Annotated in this window: 19 protein-coding genes; 15 read left to right on the forward strand and 4 right to left on the reverse strand. The window is 63.7% G+C overall.

What is annotated here, in order from left to right:
* Positions 1-43: 43 nt before the first annotated feature.
* Together F474_RS17660 and edd are read right to left on the reverse strand one after the other, a co-directional pair.
* On the reverse strand, positions 44-1,000 hold the full coding sequence (locus F474_RS17660; RefSeq protein WP_097087524.1) for a glucokinase: 957 nt from the start codon (positions 998-1,000) through the stop codon (positions 44-46).
* The gene (gene edd / locus F474_RS17665) at positions 997-2,826 is read right to left on the reverse strand and encodes a phosphogluconate dehydratase (protein WP_097087522.1); all 1,830 of its coding nucleotides are present in this window, start codon (positions 2,824-2,826) and stop codon (positions 997-999) included. The genes F474_RS17660 and edd overlap by 4 nt, the downstream gene beginning before the upstream one ends.
* A 251-nt stretch (positions 2,827-3,077) precedes the next feature.
* Between edd and gap the strand changes: the two genes are divergently transcribed.
* The 10 genes from gap to F474_RS17715 all read left to right on the forward strand — a co-directional run bounded on the left by gap (position 3,078) and on the right by F474_RS17715 (position 13,487).
* Positions 3,078-4,079 carry a type I glyceraldehyde-3-phosphate dehydrogenase gene (gene gap / locus F474_RS17670; RefSeq protein ID WP_097087520.1) on the forward strand — a complete coding sequence of 334 codons (1,002 nt, stop codon included), beginning with the start codon at positions 3,078-3,080 and terminating at the stop codon, positions 4,077-4,079.
* Between the two features lie 78 nt (positions 4,080-4,157).
* Positions 4,158-4,487 carry a DUF4880 domain-containing protein gene (locus F474_RS17675; RefSeq protein WP_097087518.1) on the forward strand — a complete coding sequence of 110 codons (330 nt, stop codon included), beginning with the start codon at positions 4,158-4,160 and terminating at the stop codon, positions 4,485-4,487.
* 99 nt (positions 4,488-4,586) lie between these two features.
* Positions 4,587-4,982: a YbaN family protein gene (locus F474_RS17680; RefSeq protein ID WP_097087517.1), complete on the forward strand. Its 396-nt coding sequence runs from the start codon at positions 4,587-4,589 to the stop codon at positions 4,980-4,982.
* A gap of 49 nt (positions 4,983-5,031) precedes the next feature.
* Positions 5,032-5,391: a DUF5064 family protein gene (locus tag F474_RS17685; RefSeq protein ID WP_097087515.1), complete on the forward strand. Its 360-nt coding sequence runs from the start codon at positions 5,032-5,034 to the stop codon at positions 5,389-5,391.
* A 54-nt stretch (positions 5,392-5,445) separates the two neighbouring features.
* The gene (locus F474_RS17690) at positions 5,446-6,954 is read left to right on the forward strand and encodes a sigma-54-dependent transcriptional regulator (RefSeq protein WP_097087513.1); all 1,509 of its coding nucleotides are present in this window, start codon (positions 5,446-5,448) and stop codon (positions 6,952-6,954) included.
* A gap of 234 nt (positions 6,955-7,188) precedes the next feature.
* Complete coding sequence (gene gcvH / locus F474_RS17695; protein ID WP_097087511.1) at positions 7,189-7,566, forward strand: glycine cleavage system protein GcvH; 378 nt, start codon at positions 7,189-7,191, stop codon at positions 7,564-7,566.
* A gap of 11 nt (positions 7,567-7,577) precedes the next feature.
* A complete protein-coding gene (gene gcvP / locus F474_RS17700; protein WP_097087509.1) occupies positions 7,578-10,436 on the forward strand; it encodes an aminomethyl-transferring glycine dehydrogenase in 2,859 nt (952 codons plus the stop codon).
* 17 nt (positions 10,437-10,453) lie between these two features.
* Complete coding sequence (locus F474_RS17705) at positions 10,454-11,830, forward strand: L-serine ammonia-lyase (protein WP_097087507.1); 1,377 nt, start codon at positions 10,454-10,456, stop codon at positions 11,828-11,830.
* A gap of 24 nt (positions 11,831-11,854) precedes the next feature.
* Entirely contained in the window at positions 11,855-12,970 is a 1,116-nt protein-coding gene (gene gcvT, locus F474_RS17710) for a glycine cleavage system aminomethyltransferase GcvT (RefSeq protein WP_097087504.1), read from the forward strand.
* A 304-nt stretch (positions 12,971-13,274) separates the two neighbouring features.
* Positions 13,275-13,487: a cold-shock protein gene (locus F474_RS17715; RefSeq protein ID WP_097087502.1), complete on the forward strand. Its 213-nt coding sequence runs from the start codon at positions 13,275-13,277 to the stop codon at positions 13,485-13,487.
* A 137-nt stretch (positions 13,488-13,624) separates the two neighbouring features.
* On the opposite strand, the gene lptG is transcribed toward F474_RS17715, so the two are convergent.
* The gene (lptG, locus tag F474_RS17720) at positions 13,625-14,686 is read right to left on the reverse strand and encodes an LPS export ABC transporter permease LptG (protein ID WP_097087500.1); all 1,062 of its coding nucleotides are present in this window, start codon (positions 14,684-14,686) and stop codon (positions 13,625-13,627) included.
* On the reverse strand, positions 14,683-15,795 hold the full coding sequence (lptF, locus tag F474_RS17725; RefSeq protein ID WP_097087498.1) for an LPS export ABC transporter permease LptF: 1,113 nt from the start codon (positions 15,793-15,795) through the stop codon (positions 14,683-14,685). Before lptF ends, lptG begins: the two co-directional genes overlap by 4 nt.
* Before the next feature lie 272 nt (positions 15,796-16,067).
* Here lptF and F474_RS17730 point away from each other — a divergent pair, with 272 nt between their 5' ends.
* The 5 genes from F474_RS17730 to rlmF all read left to right on the forward strand — a co-directional run bounded on the left by F474_RS17730 (position 16,068) and on the right by rlmF (position 22,481).
* Positions 16,068-17,567 (forward strand): leucyl aminopeptidase, encoded by a 1,500-nt coding sequence (locus F474_RS17730; RefSeq protein ID WP_097087496.1) that lies wholly within the window; start codon positions 16,068-16,070, stop codon positions 17,565-17,567.
* Positions 17,568-17,601: 34 nt separating this feature from the next.
* Positions 17,602-18,030, forward strand: a complete 429-nt coding sequence (locus F474_RS17735; RefSeq protein ID WP_097087495.1) for a DNA polymerase III subunit chi — start codon at positions 17,602-17,604, stop codon at positions 18,028-18,030.
* Positions 18,031-18,040: 10 nt separating this feature from the next.
* A complete protein-coding gene (locus F474_RS17740; RefSeq protein WP_097087492.1) occupies positions 18,041-18,430 on the forward strand; it encodes a DNA polymerase III subunit chi in 390 nt (129 codons plus the stop codon).
* A 248-nt stretch (positions 18,431-18,678) separates the two neighbouring features.
* Positions 18,679-21,525, forward strand: a complete 2,847-nt coding sequence (locus F474_RS17745; protein ID WP_097087692.1) for a valine--tRNA ligase — start codon at positions 18,679-18,681, stop codon at positions 21,523-21,525.
* Positions 21,526-21,572: 47 nt separating this feature from the next.
* Entirely contained in the window at positions 21,573-22,481 is a 909-nt protein-coding gene (gene rlmF, locus F474_RS17750; RefSeq protein WP_097087489.1) for a 23S rRNA (adenine(1618)-N(6))-methyltransferase RlmF, read from the forward strand.
* The last annotated feature ends 51 nt before the right edge of the window (positions 22,482-22,532 follow it).

Consider the following 22,532-nt stretch of genomic DNA (forward strand, 5'->3'; position numbering starts at 1 on the left):
GCCTAAGGGCACGCCCCGCCTTTGTCGAGACGGGCGTGCCAATTCAACCCAAGTGTTGCTGCAGGGCAACGCCGGCGCCGGTCAGGCCCGGGAATTCGGCGGTGACCACCCACACCGGGATGCCCTCGAAGTAATGGCTCATGCAGCCTTTGTCGCTGAAGCTGTCGTTGAAACCGCTGCACAGAAACAGTTCGAGGAACCGCGGGATCACGCCGCCGACGATATACACCCCGCCGCGGCCGCCAACGGTGAGGACATTGTTGCCCGCTACCCGGCCCAGGAAGCGGCTGAACTGCTCGACAGTCTGCAGGGCCACGGCCTCACCGGCCAGGGCGCCTTGGGTTACCTCGGCTTGATTGGCAAACATAGGCACCCGGCCATCCACCGCGCAGATCGCCTGGTACAACCGCAGCAAGCCACCCCCGCTCAGAATGGTCTCGGCGCTGACATGGCCGATCAACCCTTCGATGTGCTGGCGCAATGCGGCCTCACGGGCATTGCCCACTGGCAGGTCGACATGGCCGCCCTCCCCTGGCAAGGCCATGTATCGGCCGCCCGGCAGGCTCAGCAGGGTACCCACCCCCAGGCCCGTCCCAGGGCCGATCACCACCGCCGGCCGTGCCGGGTCAGGCTGGCCAGGGCGCACCGCCTGGAATTCGCCGGGCTTCAGACGTGTCATCCCCAAGGCCATGGCGGTGAAGTCATTGACCAGCGACAGATGATCGACCTTCAACGCCTGGCAGAACGCCTTGCGCTCGATACGCCAATGGTTGTTGGTGAAGCGGAATTCGTCACCACCGACGGGGCCGGCGACCGAAAGGCACACTGAACCGACGTCGCCCAGCGCAAGGCCCTGGGCCTTGAAATATTCGCCGATCGCCTGCTCGGGGCTGCTGTAATCAGCGGTGGCGTACACCTGTACCGAATGCAGCGCGTTATCTTCCCACAGTGCGAAGCGCGCATTGGTCCCGCCAATGTCGCCCACCAGTGCCAATTTCATTTGAGGGCTCCCAAGGCCGAGGTAAAGGCGCTGGCGCCTTGCTCGGCCGAGCTGAACGCCATGCGCATGAAGCTGAACAGTTCCCGCCCGCAGCCTTGGCTGCTGTCGATGGTTGGCTGTGCCACCTCACGGGCGGCAAACACTGCCGGTTCGACCAGCACCTGCAGGGTGCCGTTCACCCCGTCGACGCGGATCACATCGCCGTCGCGCACACGGGCGAGCGGGCCGCCGTCCACCGCTTCGGGGCAGACATGGATGGCGGCGGGAATCTTGCCTGAGGCACCCGACATCCGTCCATCGGTGACCAGCGCCACCTTGAAACCTCGATCCTGGAGCACCCCCAGGAAAGGCGTCATCTTGTGCAGCTCCGGCATGCCATTGGCGCGCGGGCCCTGGAAGCGCACCACGGCCACCACATCGCGCTCCAGCTCGCCTGCCTTGAACGCTGCCGCCAGCTCGGCCTGGTCTTCGAACACCCGTGCCGGTGCTTCTACCACCTGGTGCTCGGGTGCTACCGCCGAGACTTTCATCACGCCGCGGCCCACGTTGCCTTCCATCACCCGCAGGCCACCTTCCGGCGAGAACGGCCGCGCCACCGGGCGCAAGATGCTTTCGTCCAGGCTTTGAGACGGCCCCTCTCGCCACACCACACGCTGGCCGTCGAGAAACGGCTCCTGGGTATAGCGGCGCAGCCCGGGGCCGGCCACGGTGTTGACGTCCTCGTGCAGCAGCCCGGCGTCCAGCAGCTGGCCGATCAGGAACGCCATGCCTCCGGCGGCCTGGAAGTGATTGATGTCGGCCTTGCCGTTGGGATAGACGTGAGCCAGGGTCGGCACCACTTCGGAGAGGTCGGCCATGTCCTGCCAGGTCAGTTCGATGCCGGCAGCCAGCGCAATGGCAGGCAGGTGCAAGGTGTGGTTGGTCGAGCCGCCTGTGGCGTGCAGCGCCACCGTGGCATTGACCAGCGCTTTTTCATCCACAATGCGCCCCAGAGGCATGAAGCTGGCGCCGCTGGCTTTGGTCATGCGGGTGACCTGCTGCGCAGCTTCGACGGTCAGGGCATCTCGCAACGGGGTGTTGGGGTTGATGAACGAGCTGCCTGGCAGGTGCAGGCCCATCACTTCCATCACCAGCTGGTTGGTATTGGCCGTGCCGTAGAAGGTGCAGGTACCCGGGCCGTGGTAGCTCTTCATTTCTGATTCGAGCAATTCTTCACGGCTGGCCTTACCTTCGGCGTAGCGCTGGCGCACCTCGGCCTTTTCCTTGTTCGAAAGCCCGGTAGGCATTGGGCCGCCGGGTACGAAGATCGTAGGCAGGTGGCCAAAGCGCAAGGCGCCCATCATCAGGCCCGGCACGATCTTGTCGCAGATGCCCAGGCACAGCGTGGCATCGAACATGTTGTGCGACAGCGCCACGGCCGTGGAAAGCGCGATGGTTTCTCGGCTGGCGATGGCCAGCTCCATACCGGCCTCGCCCTGGGTCACGCCATCGCACATCGCCGGCACGCCGCCTGCGAACTGGCCGACCGAATGCACTTCACGCAGCGCCTGCTTGATCAGCGCGGGGAAGGTTTCGTAAGGCTGGTGCGCCGAGAGCATGTCGTTGTAGGCCGAGACGATCGCAACGTTGGCCGCGTTCAGCAGGCGCAGCGTGTCCTTGTCATCGCTGCCACAGCCAGCCACGCCATGGGCGAAGTTGGCGCACTGAAGCTTGCCACGCTGGGGGCCCTCGCTGGCGGCGGCATCTATCATCTGCAGATAACGCTGGCGGGTGGCTTGGCTGCGCTGAACCAGCCGCTGGGTAACCTCAAGAACGCGGGGATGCATGGGAAGACTCCAGGCTAATCAGGGTGACTTTGGCCGGCCAGGCGGTAGCGGATCAGATTCAACCAACGCCATTGCCATGGATCAAAACAACATGCCGAACCGGTCACTCGTTGTAGATAAAACAAAATACTGCCATCAAAAGGGCTTGTTTTCTATTTTTATGCGCATAATCTTGTAATTCCTACAACAAAACAGATTCGTGACCTGGCCCGGCGGGGCAACCTTCACTCATCTGACAGCAGGTACTGCCAATGACTATTCGCATCGCAATCAACGGCTTCGGGCGTATCGGCCGCAACGTACTGCGCGCACTCTATACCCAGAACTACCGCCAGCATCTGCAGGTCGTCGCCATCAACGACCTGGGCGACAGCAAGATCAACGCCCATCTGCTCAAGTACGACACCGTGCACGGCGCATTCGATGCCACTGTTGAGCATGATCATGAAAGCCTGACTGTCAATGGTGACCGCATTGCTGTCAGTGCCGTTCGCAATCCGGCAGAGCTGCCATGGAAAGCGCATCAGGTCGATGTAGTGTTCGAATGCACCGGCCTGTTCACCGACCGTGACAAAGCGGCCGCTCACCTGGCTGCCGGTGCCGCCAAGGTCATCATCTCTGCCCCGGCCAAAGGCGCAGACGCCACCGTGGTATACGGTGTGAACCACGATGTGCTGCGTGCCTCGCACCAGGTGATCTCCAATGCCTCCTGCACCACCAACTGCCTGGCGCCGGTAGCTCAAGTGCTGCACCGTGAGTTCGGCATCGAGCAAGGCCTGATGACCACCGTGCACGCCTTCACCAACGATCAGACCCTGATCGACAGCTATCACAGCGACCCCTTCCGCGCCCGCGCGGCCACCCAGTCGATGATCCCGAGCAAGACCGGTGCCGCCGAGGCAGTAGGCCTTGTGCTACCGGAGCTTGCCGGCAAGCTGACTGGCATGGCCGTTCGCGTACCGGTGATCAACGTATCGCTGGTCGACCTGACCATCAACCTGGCCCGTGAAGCCACTGCCGAAGAGGTCAATGCGGTGCTCAAGGCCGCAGCTGCACAGTCCAAGGTACTGGGTTACAACGACCTGCCGCTGGTCTCCAGCGATTTCAATCACAACCCGCTTTCGTCTATCTTCGACGCCAACCACACCAAGGCCAACGGCAAGCTGCTCAAGGTCATGGCCTGGTACGACAACGAGTGGGGCTTCTCGAACCGCATGCTCGACAACTGCCTGGCGCTGTTCAACGCCCAGTGACGCACCGGGGAAAAGCGTTGGCAGCGGCGGCGATTTTTTTTGCTAAGCTCAGCCCAGCGCTTCACTTCAGGAGGCTTCATGAGCGACACCGGCACCGCGCGAGCGCCCAGCGAAGAGGTGATGGACCAGGCGATCGACTGGATCATCGCCCTCAAGGCACCGACACCCCGGCAATGTCAGGGCTTCGATGCCTGGCTGGCCGAAGACCCGATGCATGCGCACGCCTATGCCCGTGCCGCCGCCCTGTGGGACGGCAGTGTGGCCGAGGAGGTTCGCCAGGTGCTGGCTCGCCAGTGCCAGCCCGCGAAAAAGCACGCGCGGCGTGGTCGCTGGATGGTTGCACTGGCGTTGCTGGCTATTGCAGCGCCAGTGGCGGCCCTGTGGCTAGGCGGTGCAGTGCTGCACTAAGGCTGGATTTTTACAGGCAAAGGGCCGACACTCGGTGCGTTTCGCCGTCCAAAGCGCCAACCGCGGCGCGGCGCGGCCACCGTCTCTCAGGCCTGCACCATGTCTTACGTTCCACCCGTTCGCTCCCGCCTGGCCCGTGCGCTCTACGGCATTCTCGCCTATACGAGCCTGGCCATAGGCATCATCGCCATTTTCATACCCGGCTTGCCGACCACCGAGTTCGTGCTGCTGTCGGCCTGGGCCGCTACCCGCAGCTCGCCGCGCCTGGCCGCTTGGCTCGCCCGGCACAAGCTGTTCGGGCCGATGATCGAGAACTGGCACAACGGCAAGCGCATCGCGCGCAAAGCCAAGATCAGCGCTACCCTGAGCATGATTTTGTGCGCGGTGATCATGTGGTTAACGCTACGCCACTATTGGCCCATCTACGCTGCTATCGGCGGTATGGTGCTGGTCAATCTGTGGATCTGGTCGCGCCCGGAGCCAGAGGCGCAGTAATGCCGCGCCCCGGCCTGGCGCGACCGCTCACCCTGTTGGAGACAGGCTTATGTTCAAACCCGGCCATCTACATCTGGAACACAGCCCCGTGCAGAAGCAGGACGTTGCCTACCAGCTGGACGTCCACTATGAACCGCAGACCACCGATCAAGGCCCCGGCATGCACTTTCGGGTCACCGGCACCATCGCCGGCAACCCCGTGGACGCAAGCTTTGACCTACCCCGCGAGATGGCGGTGAACTTCGCCAGCCATATCGACCGCATCGCCCGGCAGCACGGCCTGCCGAAAACCCAGGTGGTGCCGGTGAGCCTGCACCGGCAATACGACGAGATGTTCAACGACATCCGCGCCAAGCTGAAGCTGCACAGTGGCGACGCCTTGAGCGCCGAGCGCCTCGACCGCCTGTAAAGCCCGGCGGCTTGCTTCTACAATAGGGGCCTTTCTCACTCTGGCCCCTGCCTCATGCGCATCCACGTAAGTTTCCATGACCGCGTCGGTATCACCCAGGAAGTGCTGGCCTTGCTGGGTGCACGCAACCTGAACCTGGATGCGGTGGAAATGGTGCCGCCGAACGTCTACATCGATGCGCCGACCTTGAGCGCCCAAGTGCTCGACGAGTTGCGCGGGGCGTTGCTGGCCATCGCTGGGGTGCAGGCGGTTACGGTGGTCGACATCCTCCCTGGCCAGCGCCGCCACTTGCAACTCGACGCACTGCTGGCCGCGATGGGCGACCCGGTGCTGGCCCTCGACAGCGCCGGCAAGGTGCTGTTGGCCAACCCCGCGATGGTCGCGCTTTACTGCCGGGACCCTGCTGGCGAGCCCATAGATACCGTGTGCGCCACCCCCGGCCTGCTCACCGCCTTGCAAGAGCAGGGTTTTCGCCTGCCAGTGCGCGAGGTTACCGTCAACGGCGAAACCCTGCTGCTCGATGCCACCCCCATCCCCCATGCCGGCGCCCTGGTCACGCTCTATCCCCCCAACCGCATGGGTGAACGCCTGGCCGCGCTGCACCACGGCCACGCCGAAGGGTTCGACGCGCTGCTGGGCGAGGCCCCGGTCATACGCCAGCTCAAAGCGCGGGCACAGCGTGTGGCCGCGCTCGACGCCCCCTTGTTGATCCAGGGCGAAACCGGCACAGGCAAGGAGCTGGTCGCACGCGCCTGCCACGCTGCAAGCCCTCGGCACAATGCGCCGTTCCTGGCACTCAACTGCGCCGCCTTGCCGGAAAACCTCGCTGAAAGCGAGCTGTTCGGCTATGCACCCGGCGCCTTCACCGGCGCGCAACGGGGCGGTAAACCGGGGCTGGTAGAGTTGGCCCACAAGGGCACGGTGTTTCTTGATGAGATCGGCGAGATGTCGCCCTATCTGCAGGCCAAGTTGCTGCGCTTTCTCAATGATGGCAGCTTCCGCCGGGTCGGCGGCGAACGTGAGGTGCGCGTCGACGTGCGCATTCTGAGCGCCACCCACCGCGACCTGGCGCGGCGCGTGGCCGAAGGCAGCTTTCGCGAAGACCTCTATTACCGCTTGAACGTGCTGAACCTCGAAGTGCCGCCATTGCGCGAGCGCGGCCAGGACATCCTCTTGCTGGCCCGTTGGTTCATGCGACAGGCCTGCACTCAGATTGGCCGGCCTATCTGCCGCCTGGCGCCGGCAACCTACCCTGCCCTGCTCGGCAACCGCTGGCCGGGCAATGTGCGCCAGTTGCAGAACGTGATTTTCCGCGCCGCGGCCATCTGCGATGCCAACGTAGTCGATATCGGCGACCTCGACATCGCCGGCACCTCGGTGGCCGCCTCGGGCGAGCGCGACGTGGTGAGCCTTGAACAAGCGGTAGACGATTTTGAGCGGGCGCTGCTGGAAAAACTCTATGAGCAGCACCCTTCCAGCCGCCAATTGGCCTCTCGGTTGCAGACCTCACACACGGCCATTGCCAATCGCCTACGCAAATACGGTATCGGCCTGAGACCGTAATGAATGCTTTACATCGTAATGAAATCATTACAGATGCGTTGATGTCGCCCATGATCAACGCCCTGTCGCAGGTAGACGCTTTCCGGCGGCGTGTTTGTAACGATAGCTTTACAGGCTGCCTGGCGTGGCCTGCGGCCAACCCCTCGTAAACTGGGCCATCGCGCTATTGGCAACATCCTTGCAATGCAAACGGCATAAGGCCGCTGGGCCATCAGCATCGTCCGAGGAGTTTGCATGAGCGAGTTGCGTTTCACCGCTGAACACGAATGGCTGCGGGTAGAAGAAAACGGCCAGGTTACGGTCGGCATCACGGTGTTCGCCCAGGAAGCGTTGGGCGACGTGGTGTATGTACAGTTGCCGGAACTGCAACGGTTCAGTGCCCATGCCGAAGTGTCAGTGGTGGAGTCGGTCAAGGCCGCCAGCAGCATCTACATGCCACTCGATGGCGAGATCACCGAGGTCAATGAGGCGCTGGCCGATACGCCTGAGCTGGTCAACGAAGCGCCGCTGGCCGAAGGCTGGTTCTTTCGTTTCGTGCCGGCAGACCCTTCACAATTGGCCGGGCTACTCGATGCCGCTGGCTATGATCAACTGATCTCGACCCAGGCTTGAGGAGGCCCACCATGCCCATTCGCACACCCTTGACCTGCGACAACGAATTCATCGAACGCCATATCGGCCCCAACGAGCAGGAAACCGGGCACATGCTCGAGCTGCTGGGTTTTGCTTCGCTCGATGAGCTCACTGCAGCCGTGCTGCCCCCCAGCATTCAGGGGAGCAGCGTCATGGATCTGCCTGCCGGCCAGAGCGAGGCGGCGGCACTCGCCGCGCTCAAGGCCATTGCCCAGCGCAACCAACCCATGAAGAGCTGGATCGGGCAGGGCTACTACAACACCCATACCCCTGCGCCCATTCTGCGCAACCTGCTGGAAAACCCCGCCTGGTACACCGCCTACACGCCCTACCAGCCCGAGATCTCCCAAGGCCGGCTTGAGGCGCTGCTCAATTTCCAGACCCTGGTCAGCGACCTGACCGGCTTGCCCATCGCCAATGCCTCGTTGCTCGACGAAGCGACCGCAGCCGCCGAGGCGATGACCTTCAGCAAACGCCTGTCGAAAAATAAGGCTGCCAACGCCTTTTTCGCGTCCAGCCACTGCCACCCGCAAACCCTGGCGGTGCTGCGCACTCGCGCCGAGCCATTGGGTATCGAAGTGGTCGTGGCCGATGAGCGCGAGCTAGCGGGCACCGAACGCTTCTTCGGGGCGCTGCTGCAATACCCGGCGAGCCTGGGTGAGGTGTTCGACTATCGCGCACTGGTGGAGCAGTTCCACCAGGCAGGGGCACTGGTAACGGTGGCCGCAGACCTGCTGGCGCTGGCGCTGCTCACCCCGCCAGGCGAGTTCGGTGCCGACGTGGCTATCGGCTCGGCACAACGCTTCGGCGTGCCACTGGGCTTCGGCGGGCCCCACGCAGCGTTCTTCGCTACCCGCGACGCCTTCAAGCGCGACATGCCCGGCCGCTTGGTCGGGGTATCGATCGACCGCCACGGCCAGCCGGCCTACCGCCTGGCCATGCAAACTCGCGAGCAGCACATCCGCCGCGAAAAGGCCACGAGCAACATCTGCACCGCACAGGTGCTGCTGGCCAACATCGCCAGCATGTTTGCCGTTTACCACGGCCCGGACGGGGTGCGCCGCATTGCCGAGCGCACTCATGCCCTGACCGCGATCCTGGCTGCAGGCCTGGAGCAACTGGGCGTGCAGGTGCTTTCGCAGGCGTTCTTCGACACCCTGGCACTGCACACCGGCCCACGCACGGCAGCCTTCGCCGGCAAGGCCCGCGCTGCCGGGATCAACCTGCGCGAAGTAGACGACGCACACTTGGCCATCTCGCTGGATGAAACGGCGCTGCAAGCCGACGTCCAGGCGCTGTGGCAGGTATTCGCCGATGGCGAGCTTCCCGATTTCGACGCACTTCAGGCCAATGCGACCCGCTGCTTGCCGCAAGCCCTGCTGCGCAGTTCTGCGATTTTGCAGTTCCCGGTGTTCAACCGCTATCACAGCGAAACAGAGCTGATGCGCTACCTGCGCAAACTGGCCGACAAAGACCTCGCGCTGGACCGCAGCATGATCCCGCTTGGCTCTTGCACCATGAAACTCAACGCCGCCAGCGAAATGCTGCCGGTGACCTGGAGCGAGTTCTCCAACCTCCACCCCTTCGTGCCTGCCGACCAAGCCCAGGGTTACAAGGCCATGGTCGACGAGCTGGAGCAGATGCTCTGCCAAGCCACCGGCTACGATGCCGTTTCGCTGCAGCCCAACGCCGGTTCTCAAGGTGAATATGCCGGCCTGCTGGCGATCAGGGCCTGGCACCAGAGCCGCGGTGAAGCCCACCGCGACATTTGCCTGATCCCTTCTTCGGCCCACGGCACCAACCCGGCCACCGCCCATATGGCCGGTATGCGGGTGGTGGTCACCGCCTGCGACGCGCGGGGCAACGTCGATATCGACGACCTGCGGGCCAAGGCGCTGGAGCACCGTGACCGGCTGGCGGCATTGATGATCACCTACCCTTCCACCCACGGTGTGTTCGAGGAAGGTATCAAGGAGATCTGCGCCATCGTTCACGACAACGGCGGCCAGGTATACATCGACGGCGCCAACATGAACGCCATGGTCGGCCTCTGCGCACCGGGCCGCTTCGGTGGCGACGTATCGCACCTGAACCTGCACAAAACCTTCTGCATCCCTCACGGCGGTGGCGGCCCAGGCGTCGGCCCGGTAGCGGTCAAGTCGCACCTGGCCCCGTTCCTGCCCGGTCACGGCGAGCTGGCCCGCCAGGAGGGCGCTGTGTCGGCCGCGCCCTTCGGCAGCGCCAGCATTTTGCCGATCACCTGGATGTACATCCGCATGATGGGTGGCGAAGGCCTCAAGCGCGCCTCGCAGGTGGCGATCCTCAATGCCAACTACATCGCTCGGCGGTTGGAGGAGCACTACCCGGTGCTCTACACCGGCAACACCGGCCTGGTGGCCCACGAGTGCATCCTGGACCTGCGCCCCCTCAAGGACAGCAGCGGCATCAGTGTCGACGACGTGGCCAAGCGCCTGATCGACTTCGGTTTCCACGCGCCGACCATGTCGTTCCCGGTGGCAGGCACGCTGATGATCGAGCCAACCGAAAGCGAATCACTCGAAGAGCTGGAGCGGTTCTGCGCAGCGATGATCGCCATCCGTGAAGAAATCCGCGCCATCGAAGCTGGCACGCTGGATAAAGACGACAACCCGCTGAAAAACGCTCCACACACGGCCCACGAGCTGACTGGCCACTGGCCTCACGGCTACAGCCGCGAGCAGGCCGTGTTCCCGCTGGCGTCACTGGTTGAGGGCAAATACTGGCCGCCCGTCGGCCGCGTGGACAACGTCTACGGTGATCGCAACCTAGTGTGCGCCTGCCCACCGATCGATGCGTATCAAGACGCCTGACCCACAAGGAGCCTGCCATGGCGCTTTCGGTGTTTGACCTGTTCAAGGTGGGAATCGGCCCGTCCAGCTCCCACACCGTCGGCCCGATGCGCGCCGCTGCGCGCTTCGCCGCCGGGCTCAAGCGCGACGGGCTGCTGGGCACCACCGCCCAGGTTCGTGCCGAGCTACACGGTTCGCTGGGGGCAACAGGCAAAGGGCACGGCAGCGACGTGGCGGTGCTGATGGGCCTGGAAGGCGAAGAGCCCGACACCATCGACACCGCCAGCGTGCAGCCGCGGGTTGCGGCGATTCGCCAGCAGGGCAGGCTTACCCTGCTGGGCGAGCACCCGATCGGCTTTGTGGAAAAGCAGCACCTGGCGTTGATTCGCAAGCCCTTACCCTATCACCCCAACGGCATGATCTTCCGCGCCTTCGATGCCGCCGGGCTGCAATTGCGCAGCCGCGAGTACTACTCGGTAGGCGGCGGCTTCGTGGTCGATGAGCAGGCTGTGGGCGTGGACCGCATCGTGGCGGACCAGACCCCACTGGCCTTTGCGTTCACGACAGGGCGGCAGCTTCTGGCGCACTGCAGTGAGCAAGGGCAGTCGATCGCGGCGATCATGCTCGCCAACGAAGCGGCCTGGCGGCCGGAAAGTGAAACCCGCGCGGGGCTGCTGCGCATCTGGAAGGTCATGCAGGATTGCGTGCAGGCCGGCTGCCAGAACGAAGGCATCCTGCCGGGCGGGCTCAAGGTGCGGCGCCGTGCCGCTGCGCTGTTTCGCCAACTCAGTAGCCAACCCCAGGCAAGCTTGCGTGACAGCCTCACAGTGCTCGACTGGGTAAACCTCTATGCACTGGCGGTCAACGAAGAAAACGCTGCCGGCGGCCGCGTGGTCACGGCCCCGACCAACGGCGCGGCGGGAATCGTACCTGCCGTCCTGCATTACTACTGGCACTTCTGCCCTGGGGCCACCGAAGACGGCATTGTTCGTTTTTTGCTCACCGCAGCGGCGATCGGCATTCTTTACAAGGAAAACGCTTCGATTTCCGGCGCCGAGGTCGGGTGCCAGGGTGAGGTGGGCGTTGCCTGCTCCATGGCGGCCGGCGGTTTGTGCGAGGTGTTGGGCGGTACTGCCCAGCAGGTGGAAAACGCAGCCGAAATCGGTATGGAGCACAACCTGGGGCTTACCTGCGACCCGATCGGTGGGTTGGTGCAGGTGCCCTGTATCGAGCGCAACGCCATGGGCTCGGTCAAGGCCATCAATGCCGTTCGCATGGCGCTGCGCGGCGATGGCGTGCACCACGTCTCCCTCGACAAAGTGATCCGCACCATGCGCCAGACCGGCGCCGACATGAAAAGCAAATACAAAGAAACGGCCCGAGGCGGCCTGGCGGTCAACATCATCGAATGCTGACCACACATTCAATTGGAGTTATCGATGAGCGACACCCTCAAGCGCACACCGCTGCACGCACTGCACCTGGAGCAAGGCGCGCGCATGGTGCCCTTCGCCGGCTATGACATGCCCGTGCAATACCCATTGGGCGTAATGAAGGAACACCTGCACACTCGCGCGCAGGCTGGGCTTTTCGACGTGTCGCACATGGGCCAGATTCGCCTGCGTGGCCAGGGGGTCGCCCAGGCGCTGGAGCAGCTGGTGCCTGTAGACATCGTGGACCTGCCGGTGGGCCTGCAGCGTTATGCGCTGTTCACCAACGAAGAAGGCGGCATCCTCGATGACCTGATGGTTGCGCGCCTGGCCGATGATGAATTGATGTTGGTGGTCAACGCCGCCTGCAAGGAGGCAGACCTTGCCCACCTGCGCGCGCACCTGGGTGCTGCCGTGACGATCGAGCCCCTGTTCGAAAGCCGGGCGCTGCTGGCGCTGCAGGGGCCGGCTGCGGTTACGGCACTGGCGCGCCTGGCGCCGGAAGTGGCCAGCATGACCTTCATGCAGTACCGCCCCGTGGAACTGGCCGGCCAGCCTTGCTATGTAAGCCGCTCAGGCTACACCGGCGAGGACGGCTACGAGATATCGGTGCCTGCCGAGGCGGCCGAAACCTTCGCTCGCCGCCTGCTCGAAGAACCGGAGGTGGCGCTGATTGGCCTGGGTGCGCGCGACTCGCTGCGCCTGGAAGCCGGGCTGTGCCTCTATGGGCACGACATGAATACCCAGACCACGCCCGCCGAGGCCAGCTTGGGTTGGGCCATCTCCAAGGCTCGGCGGGCCGGCGGTGCCCGTGCCGGCGGCTTCCCCGGCGCGGACCGGCTCGGCGCAGCGCTTACCCGCAAGCGGGTGGGGTTGCTGCCTCAGGAGCGCACGCCCGTGCGCGAAGGTTGCTCGGTGACCGATGCGGCAGGCCAAGTCATAGGGCAAGTCTGCAGCGGCGGTTTCGGGCCATCGTTGGGCGGCCCCCTGGCGATGGCTTACCTGGCCATAGAGCACTGTGAACCGGGCACGTTGGTCAATGCACTGGTTCGGGGCAAGGCGGTACCGATGAAGGTGGTGAACATGCCGTTCGTACCTACCCGTTACTATCGCGGCAAGGCCTGAAACACCGCTGTCATCTACCCGTGCTGTACTGGCCTGCCCTGTGCCAACAGGCAGCGCTGGCGCACCGCAAATGTGCGGCTTGTGCTCGTTCAACCGGCCGGTGCACAACTGGTTTCGAACAGGCGTAAAAAAGGTATAAAAGGTAGCGATTCGGGACTTGTCTTTGTAACCAAAGTTGGCGTAGAGTCCACGACACTGTGATTGCATGGGGTGCTTAGGGCTTTCCTGCAACCCCAGCAACAGTGATCTTTCATTCAGAAAGAAGCTGACATCAAATTAGATAGAGCTTCAAGGAAATAAGACAATGGCTGAGCGTCAGACCGGTACCGTCAAGTGGTTCAACGACGAAAAGGGTTTTGGTTTTATCACGCCTCAGAGCGGTCCGGATCTGTTCGTACACTTCCGCGCCATCGAAGGTAACGGCTTCAAGAGCCTGAAAGAAGGCCAGACAGTTACGTTCGAAGCTGTGCAGGGCCAGAAAGGCATGCAAGCTGACAAGGTTCGCACTGACGGCTGATCGCCCTCGTCGAGATCCAAAAAAAACGGTCGCCAAGGCGACCGTTTTTTTTTGCTTTCAAATCAAGCCCGGCGCCGGGTTTGAAACAGGCAGCGCCCTGGCGGGCCCGCTAAGGGTGCGGGCCTATCGGGGCGGCGTCAGCCCGCCCGCCGCAGCAACCACACGCCGGCCAGGGCGCAGATCGCTCCCGGGACCACGACGGCCAACAGCGGTGGGAAACCGAACACCAGGCTCGACGGCCCGAGCAGGTCCTGGGCGATGCGAAACACAAAGCCCACCAGCACCCCGGTGAACACGCGCTGGCCCAAAGTCACAGACCGCAACGGGCCGAAGATGAATGAAATCGCCATCAGCACCAGCGCAGCGGTCACCAGCGGTTGCAGCACCTTGGTCCAGAACGCCAGCCAATACTTGCCGTTGGAAAGCCCCTGCTGGGACAGATAGTGGATATAGCCCCAAAGGCCACTGATCGACAGCGACTCGGGTGCCAGTACCACCGTATTGAGCAGTTGCGGGGTAAGTGAAACTTGCCACGTTTCACTTGGGGCGGCCGACACCTCGGTACGGTCACCCAGAAAACGGGTCGAGCTCACGTCGTCCAGCAGCCACTTGCCATCTTCATAGCGGGCCCGCTTGGCGAAGCTGGCCTGCTCCAGATGGCGCTGGTCGTCGAAATGATAGCGCGTGACCCCATACAGCAAACCGTTGGGCTGCACCGTATTGATGTGGATGAACTCGTTACCCTGGCGGTGCCACACACCATGGCGGCCGGTTTGCGCATCACCGCTGCCCTGAGCGAGCGAACGTGCCGCCTGGGCGACGTTTTCCGCAGGCGGCGCAACGTATTCACCGATCAGCAGGCCTGCCACCATGATCAGCAGCATGGGGCGCATCACTGCCCAGACGATCCGCCCGATCGATACGCCGGCCGCGCGCATGATGGTCAGCTCGCTGCTACTGGCAAGGCTGCCAAGGCCGATCAGGCAACCAATCAGGGCCGCCATCGGCAGCATGTCGTAGAGCCGCCGGGGCGCGGTGAACAGCACGTAATGGCCGGCATCGAGCACCGAATAGGTCTGGCTGACGTCGCTCATCTCATCGATGAAGGCGAACAGCGATGCCAAGCCCAGGATAATCCCCAGCACCGCCAGAATGGCCACCAGCACGCTGCGGCCAATGTAGTTGTCGAGCTTTCTCACTGGGCAGCCTCCAGGGTGTCACGGCGGCGAGCACGCCAATGCTTGAGCGGCTCCCAGTAGAAAATCGCAAGGCCAATGAGCAGGAACAGCCCGTGCACCCACCACATGCCCACGTGCATGCGGCCTTTCTCCAGGGCGCCACGCACGGCGATCAGCAGGGTGAGGTAGGCCATGTAGAGCAGGATCGCCGGCAGCAGTTTGAGGAAGCGGCCCTGGCGTGGGTTCACCTTGGCCAACGGTACGGCCAGCAAGGTCACGATGAACACCAGCAAAGGCAACGACAGGCGCCATTGCAGCTCGGCACGGTCGGCCTTTTCCGAAGAGCCCCACAGGGCGCTGGTCGGCATGGCCTCGCGGGCGGTGATGTCTTCGCTCACATCAGGCTTAGGCAGCATCACACCGTAGGTGTCGTACTGGATGACCCGGTAATTGGCCTGGCCAGGCAGGCCATCATAGCGGTAGCCCTTGTCGAGAATCAGGTACCGGCTGCCATCGGGGCGCATTTCCTGGCGGCCCTTATCGGCGACCAGCAAGGAGATCTGCGGCTCCTTCTTGCTATCGGTAGCCTCCTTGCGCTCGGAGATGAATACCCCGCCCAGGCGCACACGGTCTTCCGACAGGGTTTCGGTGTAGGTGACTCGGGTACCGTCGCGCAAGCTCTGGAAGCGACCCGGCTCGAGCGTGTCGAACTCGGTGAGGGCATCCTGCTGGTTGAGGATCTGCTGCACTCGGGTCACACCCGCCGGGGCCAGGCTCAGGCTCAGCCAGGCCACCAGCAGCGCCACGAGGGTAGCCGGGGCCAGGGTCATGGCAAGCAGGCGGCGCGGGCTCATGCCGGTCGCCGACAGCACGGTCATCTCGCTTTCCAGATACAGCCGGCCATACGCCAGCAGGATACCGAGGAATAGCCCCAGCGGCAGGATCAGCTGCAGGAAGCCAGGCAGGCGATAGCCCATGATCTGAAACAGCACGCCCGGGTCCAGCGCGCCGCTGGCCGCCTGGGCCAGGTACTTGATGAAGCGCCCGCTCATGATGATCACCAGCAGCACGGCGCTCACGGCGCTGAGGGTGGTCAGGACCTCGCGGGACAGATAACGGAAAACGATCAAACCAGATTACTCCCGGGATGACGGCAAATGGCTGAGGAACGTAGGCAGCCCGGCCGTGGGGCAACCGGCCCTATGGACAGCGGCTCGGACAAAATTGCGCGCATTATCCTGTGATTGAGCCCTGCTGTCGATTCGCCAACGCATCGTGCAGCAGGAAAGGAATCCCTTGCGGGGTTGCCGCGACCGTCTGTCCCGAGCACACTGGGGCCTTTGGCACCGTTGTGCCCCGGCGATCCAGGCATCGCCGCCGTAGCCATCCGATGAGGGTCCCCATGGAACTGGTCGTAAAGAGCGTCAACCCTGAAACCCTGAAAACCGCCACTTTGGTGGTCGCTGTGGGCGAAAACCGCGCCTTGGGCAAAGTTGCCGGCAAGCTCGATGAGCTCAGTGGTGGTGCAATCAGTGCGGTCCTCAAGCGTGGGGACATCGCCGGCAAGGCCGGCCAGACCTTGCTGCTGCACAGTGTTCCCAACCTCAAGGCCGAGCGCGTGCTGCTGCTGGGCACGGGCGCCGAGCCCATGGGTGATCGGGCCTGGCGCAAAGCCATCGCCAGCGTGATCGGCACCCTCAAGGGCCTGGGCGGCACTGATGCCGTGCTGGCGCTGGATGAAGTCGAGGTCAAGCAGCGCGATGCCTATGCCAAGGCCCGCCTGGCCGCCGAAACCCTGCTCGACGCAGGCTACGTATTCGATCGCTACAAGAGCAGCAAGGCCGAGCCGCGTGCCTTGGCGAAGCTCACATTGGTCACCACCAAAAGTAACAGCGCCGCCGTCGAGCGTGCCGTAGCCGAAGCCCGCGCGATCAACATGGGCACTACGCTGGCCCGCGACCTGGGTAACCTGCCTCCGAACATCTGCACCCCGGTGTTTTTGGGTGAGCTGGCGAATAAGCTGGGCAAAGAGCACAAGGGCCTGAAGGTCGAGGTGCTGGACGAGAAAAAGCTCGCCCAACTGGGCATGGGGTCGTTCCTGGCCGTTGGCCAGGGCAGTGAGAACCCGCCGCGGCTGATCGTCGCGCAGTACCAGGGCGGCAAGAAGGGTGAGCAGCCCTATGCACTGGTGGGCAAGGGCATCACCTTTGATACCGGCGGCATCAGCATCAAGCCGTCGGCCAACATGGACGAAATGAAATTCGACATGTGCGGCGCCGCCAGCGTGTTCGGCACCTTGCGCGCCGTGCTGGAGCTCGAATTGCCGATCAACCTGGTGTGCCTGATGGCGTGCGCTGAAAACATGCCCAGCGGCAAGGCCACACGCCCGGGCGACATCGTCACAACCCTCTCGGGCCAGACCGTCGAAATCCTCAACACCGATGCCGAAGGCCGTTTGGTGCTGTGCGACACCCTCACCTACGCCGAGCGCTTCAAGCCCAAGGCCGTGGTCGACATCGCGACCCTGACCGGTGCCTGCATCGTCGCACTGGGCTCCAACACCTCGGGCCTGATGGGCAACAGTGATACGTTGGTCGAACAGCTGCTGGCCGCCGGCAAGCAGGCCGACGACCGCGCCTGGCAACTGCCGCTGTTCGACGAGTATCAAGACCAGCTCGACAGCCCCTTCGCCGACATCGCCAACATCGGTGGGCCCAAGGCGGGCACCATCACGGCGGGTTGTTTCCTGTCGCGCTTCGCCAAGGCCTACGAGTGGGCGCACCTGGACATCGCCGGCACGGCGTGGATCAGCGGCGGCAAGGACAAAGGCGCTACCGGCCGGCCCGTTCCGCTGTTGACGCAATACCTGCTCGACCGTGCCCGCGACGGCGCGCGTGGTTGAGTGAGTGGCGCCCGGAAACGGGCGCCGCGTTTCCATGCCCCAAGTAGACTTCTATGTACTGCCCAGCGCGGACGACCAGGCGCGGGTGGATTTCGCCTGCAAGTTGGTGGAGAAGGCTTGGCGCCTGGGCCATCGTGTCTACGTGAACTGCACTGATGCTGCCCAAAGCCAGGCACTCGACGACCGCCTGTGGCGGTTCAAGGGCGAAGCCTTCATTCCCCATGCCCTGGCCGACTGCGACGCCGATGCCCCGATACTGCTCGGGCACGGTGAACCACCCAAGGCCCATGAAGACCTGTTGGTGAACCTCACCGACCAGGTCCCAGCCGCTCACCCTCGCTTCAATCGGGTAGCCGAAATCGTCACCGAAGCGCCTGCTGCACGCCAGGCGGCACGCGAGCGTTTCCGTTTCTACCGGGAACAGGGCTATGCTCTGCAAGACCACCGTCTGACACGTTTTTGAGCCTTTCCCCATGAGCAAGCCCCCTGCGTTGCCCGAGTCGCATCAGTTGCTCGATGACCTCGAGTCCATCCGTGCACTGCTTGGCGACGATACCCTCGAGCCGCCGTTGCTGACCGATACGGTACACGCCGAGCCTGAGCCGCTTCCGCTGGACGAAGACAGCATCCCGCTGCTTTCGGAGGCGGTTACCGTTTCAGATCCAGTACCGGTTGCCGAGGCACCTGCCCAGCCCACCCCTGCGCAAAACCGCCAGGCCACGATGTTGCACCTCGATGCCGACCTGCGCGATGCAGCGCGCAAGATCATGCAGGATGTGATCGATGACTTCGCGCCCCATATCGAAACTGAAATTCGCCGGCGCCTCGAAGCACGCATGGCGCATATCCTGAAAGGCCAATAGCTTTTTAGGATTTCGCCCAACAGCCAGGCGGGGGGTTGCCTCCTAGAATGGTCAGCGGCTCCGGTTCCCCATCCCTGGAGCCGCTTATGCCTCCGGCCCGTCCCCTCCAGGGCGCCCACGCCCGCTTTAAGTGGCCGGAGGCCTTTTTTCTATATCCGCGCCGGCCCACGGCGAGCCTACACCCACACAGGCTTCCCCGTTATACTGTCCGGCTTTCCGAATCAATGCCGAAACAGGGCCTGCCACGCATGGACAAGACCTACCAGCCACACGCCATCGAATCCGCCTGGTACACCACCTGGGAATCGCAGAACTACTTCGCCCCCCAAGGTGCTGGTGAGCCCTACACCATCATGATCCCGCCGCCTAACGTGACCGGCAGCTTGCACATGGGTCACGGTTTCAATAACGCGATCATGGACGCCCTCATCCGCTTCCGCCGCATGCAGGGCCGCAACACCCTGTGGCAGCCAGGTACCGACCACGCCGGCATTGCGACCCAAATGCTGGTCGAGCGCCGCCTCGAGGCCCAGGGCCAGAGCCGCCATGACCTCGGCCGCGAGGCGTTTCTCGACAAGGTCTGGGAATGGAAAGCCGAGTCCGGCGGCAACATCAGCCGGCAGATCCGCCGCCTGGGTTCGTCAGTCGACTGGTCGCGCGAGCGGTTCACCATGGACGACGGCCTGTCCGAAGCGGTCAAGGAAGCCTTCGTACGCCTGCATGAAGACGGCCTGATCTACCGCGGCAAGCGCCTGGTGAACTGGGACACCAAGCTGCACACCGCCATTTCCGACCTCGAAGTCGAGAGCCACGACGAAAAAGGCCACCTGTGGAACCTACGCTACCCGCTGGCCGATGGCGCCCGCACCGCCGAAGGCAAGGGTTACCTGGTCGTGGCCACCACTCGCCCGGAAACCCTGCTGGGCGACGCCGCAGTGGCCGTGAACCCTAACGATGAGCGCTACCAGGCCTTGATCGGCCAGTTCGTCGAGCTGCCGCTGGTGGGCCGGCGCATTCCGATCATCGCCGACGACTACTGCGATCCCGAGTTCGGCACTGGCTGCGTGAAGATGACCCCAGCGCACGACTTCAACGACTACGAAGTCGGCAAGCGCCACAACCTGCCGCTGATCAACATCTTCGACAAGAACGCCCAGGTGCTGGCCAGCGCCCAGGTGTTCAACCTCGATGGCAGCGTGAACGATCAACTCGATACAGCCCTGCCGGCCGCCTATGCGGGCCTGGACCGCTTCGAGGCCCGCAAGCGCATCGTCGCCGACATGGACGCCGCCGGCCTGCTGGTGAGCATCGACGACCACGCGCTGAAGGTGCCCAAGGGCGACCGCTCCGGGACCGTGATCGAACCCTGGCTGACCGACCAGTGGTACGTCTCCACCAAGCCTCTGGCCGAGCCTGCCATCGCCGCAGTCGAGGATGGCCGCATTCAGTTCGTGCCCAAACAGTACGAGAACATGTATTTCTCCTGGATGCGCGACATCCAGGATTGGTGCATCAGCCGCCAGCTCTGGTGGGGCCATCGCATACCGGCCTGGTACGACGATGCCGGCAATGTGTACGTCGGCCGTAACGAAGCCGAGGTGCGCGCCAAGCACAACCTGGGCGAGAGCGTTGCGCTGCAGCAAGACAACGATGTGCTCGACACCTGGTTCAGCTCGGGCCTGTGGACCTTCTCCACCCTGGGCTGGCCGGAGCAGACCGAGTTCCTCAAGACCTTCCACTCCACCGACGTGCTGGTCACCGGCTTCGACATCATCTTCTTCTGGGTCGCCCGGATGATCATGCTGACCATGCATCTGGTGAAAAACGAAGACGGTACGCCGCAGGTACCGTTCAAGACCGTCTATGTGCACGGCCTGGTGCGCGACGGCCAGGGCCAGAAGATGTCCAAGTCCAAGGGCAATGTGCTCGACCCACTGGACATCGTCGACGGCATCAGCCTCGAGGCGTTGCTCGACAAGCGCACCAGCGGCCTGATGCAGCCAAAGCTTGCCGACAAGATCGCCAAGCAGACCAAAGCCGAGTTCCCCGAAGGCATCGCCAGCTACGGCACTGACGCCCTGCGTTTCACCTTCTGCTCGCTAGCCTCTACCGGGCGCGACATCAAGTTCGACATGGGCCGTGTCGAGGGCTACCGCAACTTCTGCAACAAGATCTGGAACGCGGCCCGCTACGTGCTCGACAAGGGCGAAGACTGCGGCCAGAACGGCGAGGCCGTCGAGCTGTCGCTGGCCGACCGCTGGATCATCTCGCAACTGCAGCGTACCGAAGCCGAAGTCACCCGCCAGCTCGACCAGTTCCGTTTCGACCTGGCGGCCCAGGCGCTCTACGAGTTCATCTGGAACCAGTACTGCGACTGGTACCTGGAGCTGTCCAAGCCGGTGCTGTGGGATGAAAACGCCCCCGTCGAGCGCCAGCGCGGCACCCGCCGCACCCTGGTGCGCGTACTGGAAGTGGCCCTTCGGCTGGCCCACCCCTTCATGCCCTTCATCACCGAGGAAATCTGGCAGCGCCTGGCGCCATTGGCCGGTATCGAAGGCAAGACGCTGATGCTGCAACCTTGGCCAGTGGCTAACGAAGCGCGCATCGACGAGGCCGCCGAGCGTGATATCGAGTGGGTCAAGGAACTGATGCTGGGCGTGCGCAACATCCGTGGCGAAATGAACATCGGCCCGGGCAAGCCGCTGGCGCTGTTCCTGAAAAACGCCAGTGCCGACGATCAACGCCGCCTTGCCGAAAACGAGCCGCTGCTGCGCAAGCTGGCCAAAATCGAGTCGTTCACGGTGCTTGCCGAAGGCGACGAAGCACCGCTGGCCGCTACCGCGCTGGTCGGTGAGCTCGAAGTGCTGGTGCCGATGGCAGGGCTGATCGACAAAGGCGCTGAGCTGGCTCGCCTGGACAAGGAAATCCAGCGTTTGCAAGGCGAGGTGCAACGCGTAGGGGGCAAGCTTTCGAACGCCGCGTTCGTAGACAAAGCCCCGCCGGCGGTGATCGAGAAGGAGCGCGCCAAGCTGGCCGAGTCCGAGCAGGCCCTGGCCAAGCTCGCCGAGCAGCACGCCCGTATCGCCAGCCTCTGACCCCTTGGCCCGCCCCTATCGGGGCGGGCAATTCCCACGGCGGCACCATGACTCCCGAAAAACCCAGCCTGCATCCGCGCAACCGTCATCAAGGCCGTTACGATTTTCCCGCGTTGATTCGCCAATGTCCCGAGCTCGGCGAGTTCGTGATCATCAACCCCTACGGCAAGCAAAGCATCGACTTCGCCAACCCTGCGGCGGTGAAGGTGTTCAACCGGGCCTTGCTCAAAACCCTCTATGGCATTGAGTGGTGGGACATCCCCGAAGGCTACCTCTGCCCACCCGTACCCGGCCGCGCGGATTACCTGCATGGCCTGGCCGACCTGCTCGCAGCCGGGGGGGAGGTCCCGCGCGGTGCCCAGGTGCGGGTGCTGGATGTCGGCACCGGCGCCAACTGCATCTACCCCCTGCTCGGCCATGCCGACTATCGCTGGAAGTTCGTTGGTACCGACATCGACCGCGTCGCGCTCGCGTCGGCACGCCAGGTGCTGCAGGCCAACGGCCTGGCCAAAGCCATAGAGCTGCGCCACCAAGCCAACCCCCGGCACATCCTTCAAGGCATCATCGGGCCGGGCGAGCGCTTCGACCTGACCCTGTGCAACCCGCCGTTTCATGCAAGCCCAGGCGAGGCCGCGCGGGGTAGCGAGCGCAAGTGGCGCAACCTGGGCAAGCTCGACCCCAAGCGCACGTTGCCGGTGCTCAACTTCGGCGGCCAAAGTAACGAGCTGTGGTGCGAAGGCGGCGAACTGGGTTTTCTCGGGCGGCTGGTGGACGAGAGCGCGGCGTTCGGCATGCAGGTCGGCTGGTTCAGCAGCCTGGTGTCCAAGAGCGCCAACCTGGCACCGCTCAAAGCACGACTACAGCGTGCGGGGGCAACCCAGGTACAGGTGGGTGAGATGGGCCAGGGGCAAAAACGCAGCCGGTTTTTGGCTTGGCGGTTCAGCCCGGCAGGGTAGCTCCCCGGCCTACGGCCACAAAAAAACCGCGCCCCTGCCTGCGGCAGCGAG

Origin of the sequence: Pseudomonas sp. URIL14HWK12:I12, from assembly GCF_003097135.1 — a bacterium.
Classification (GTDB): Bacteria; Pseudomonadota; Gammaproteobacteria; order Pseudomonadales; family Pseudomonadaceae; genus Aquipseudomonas.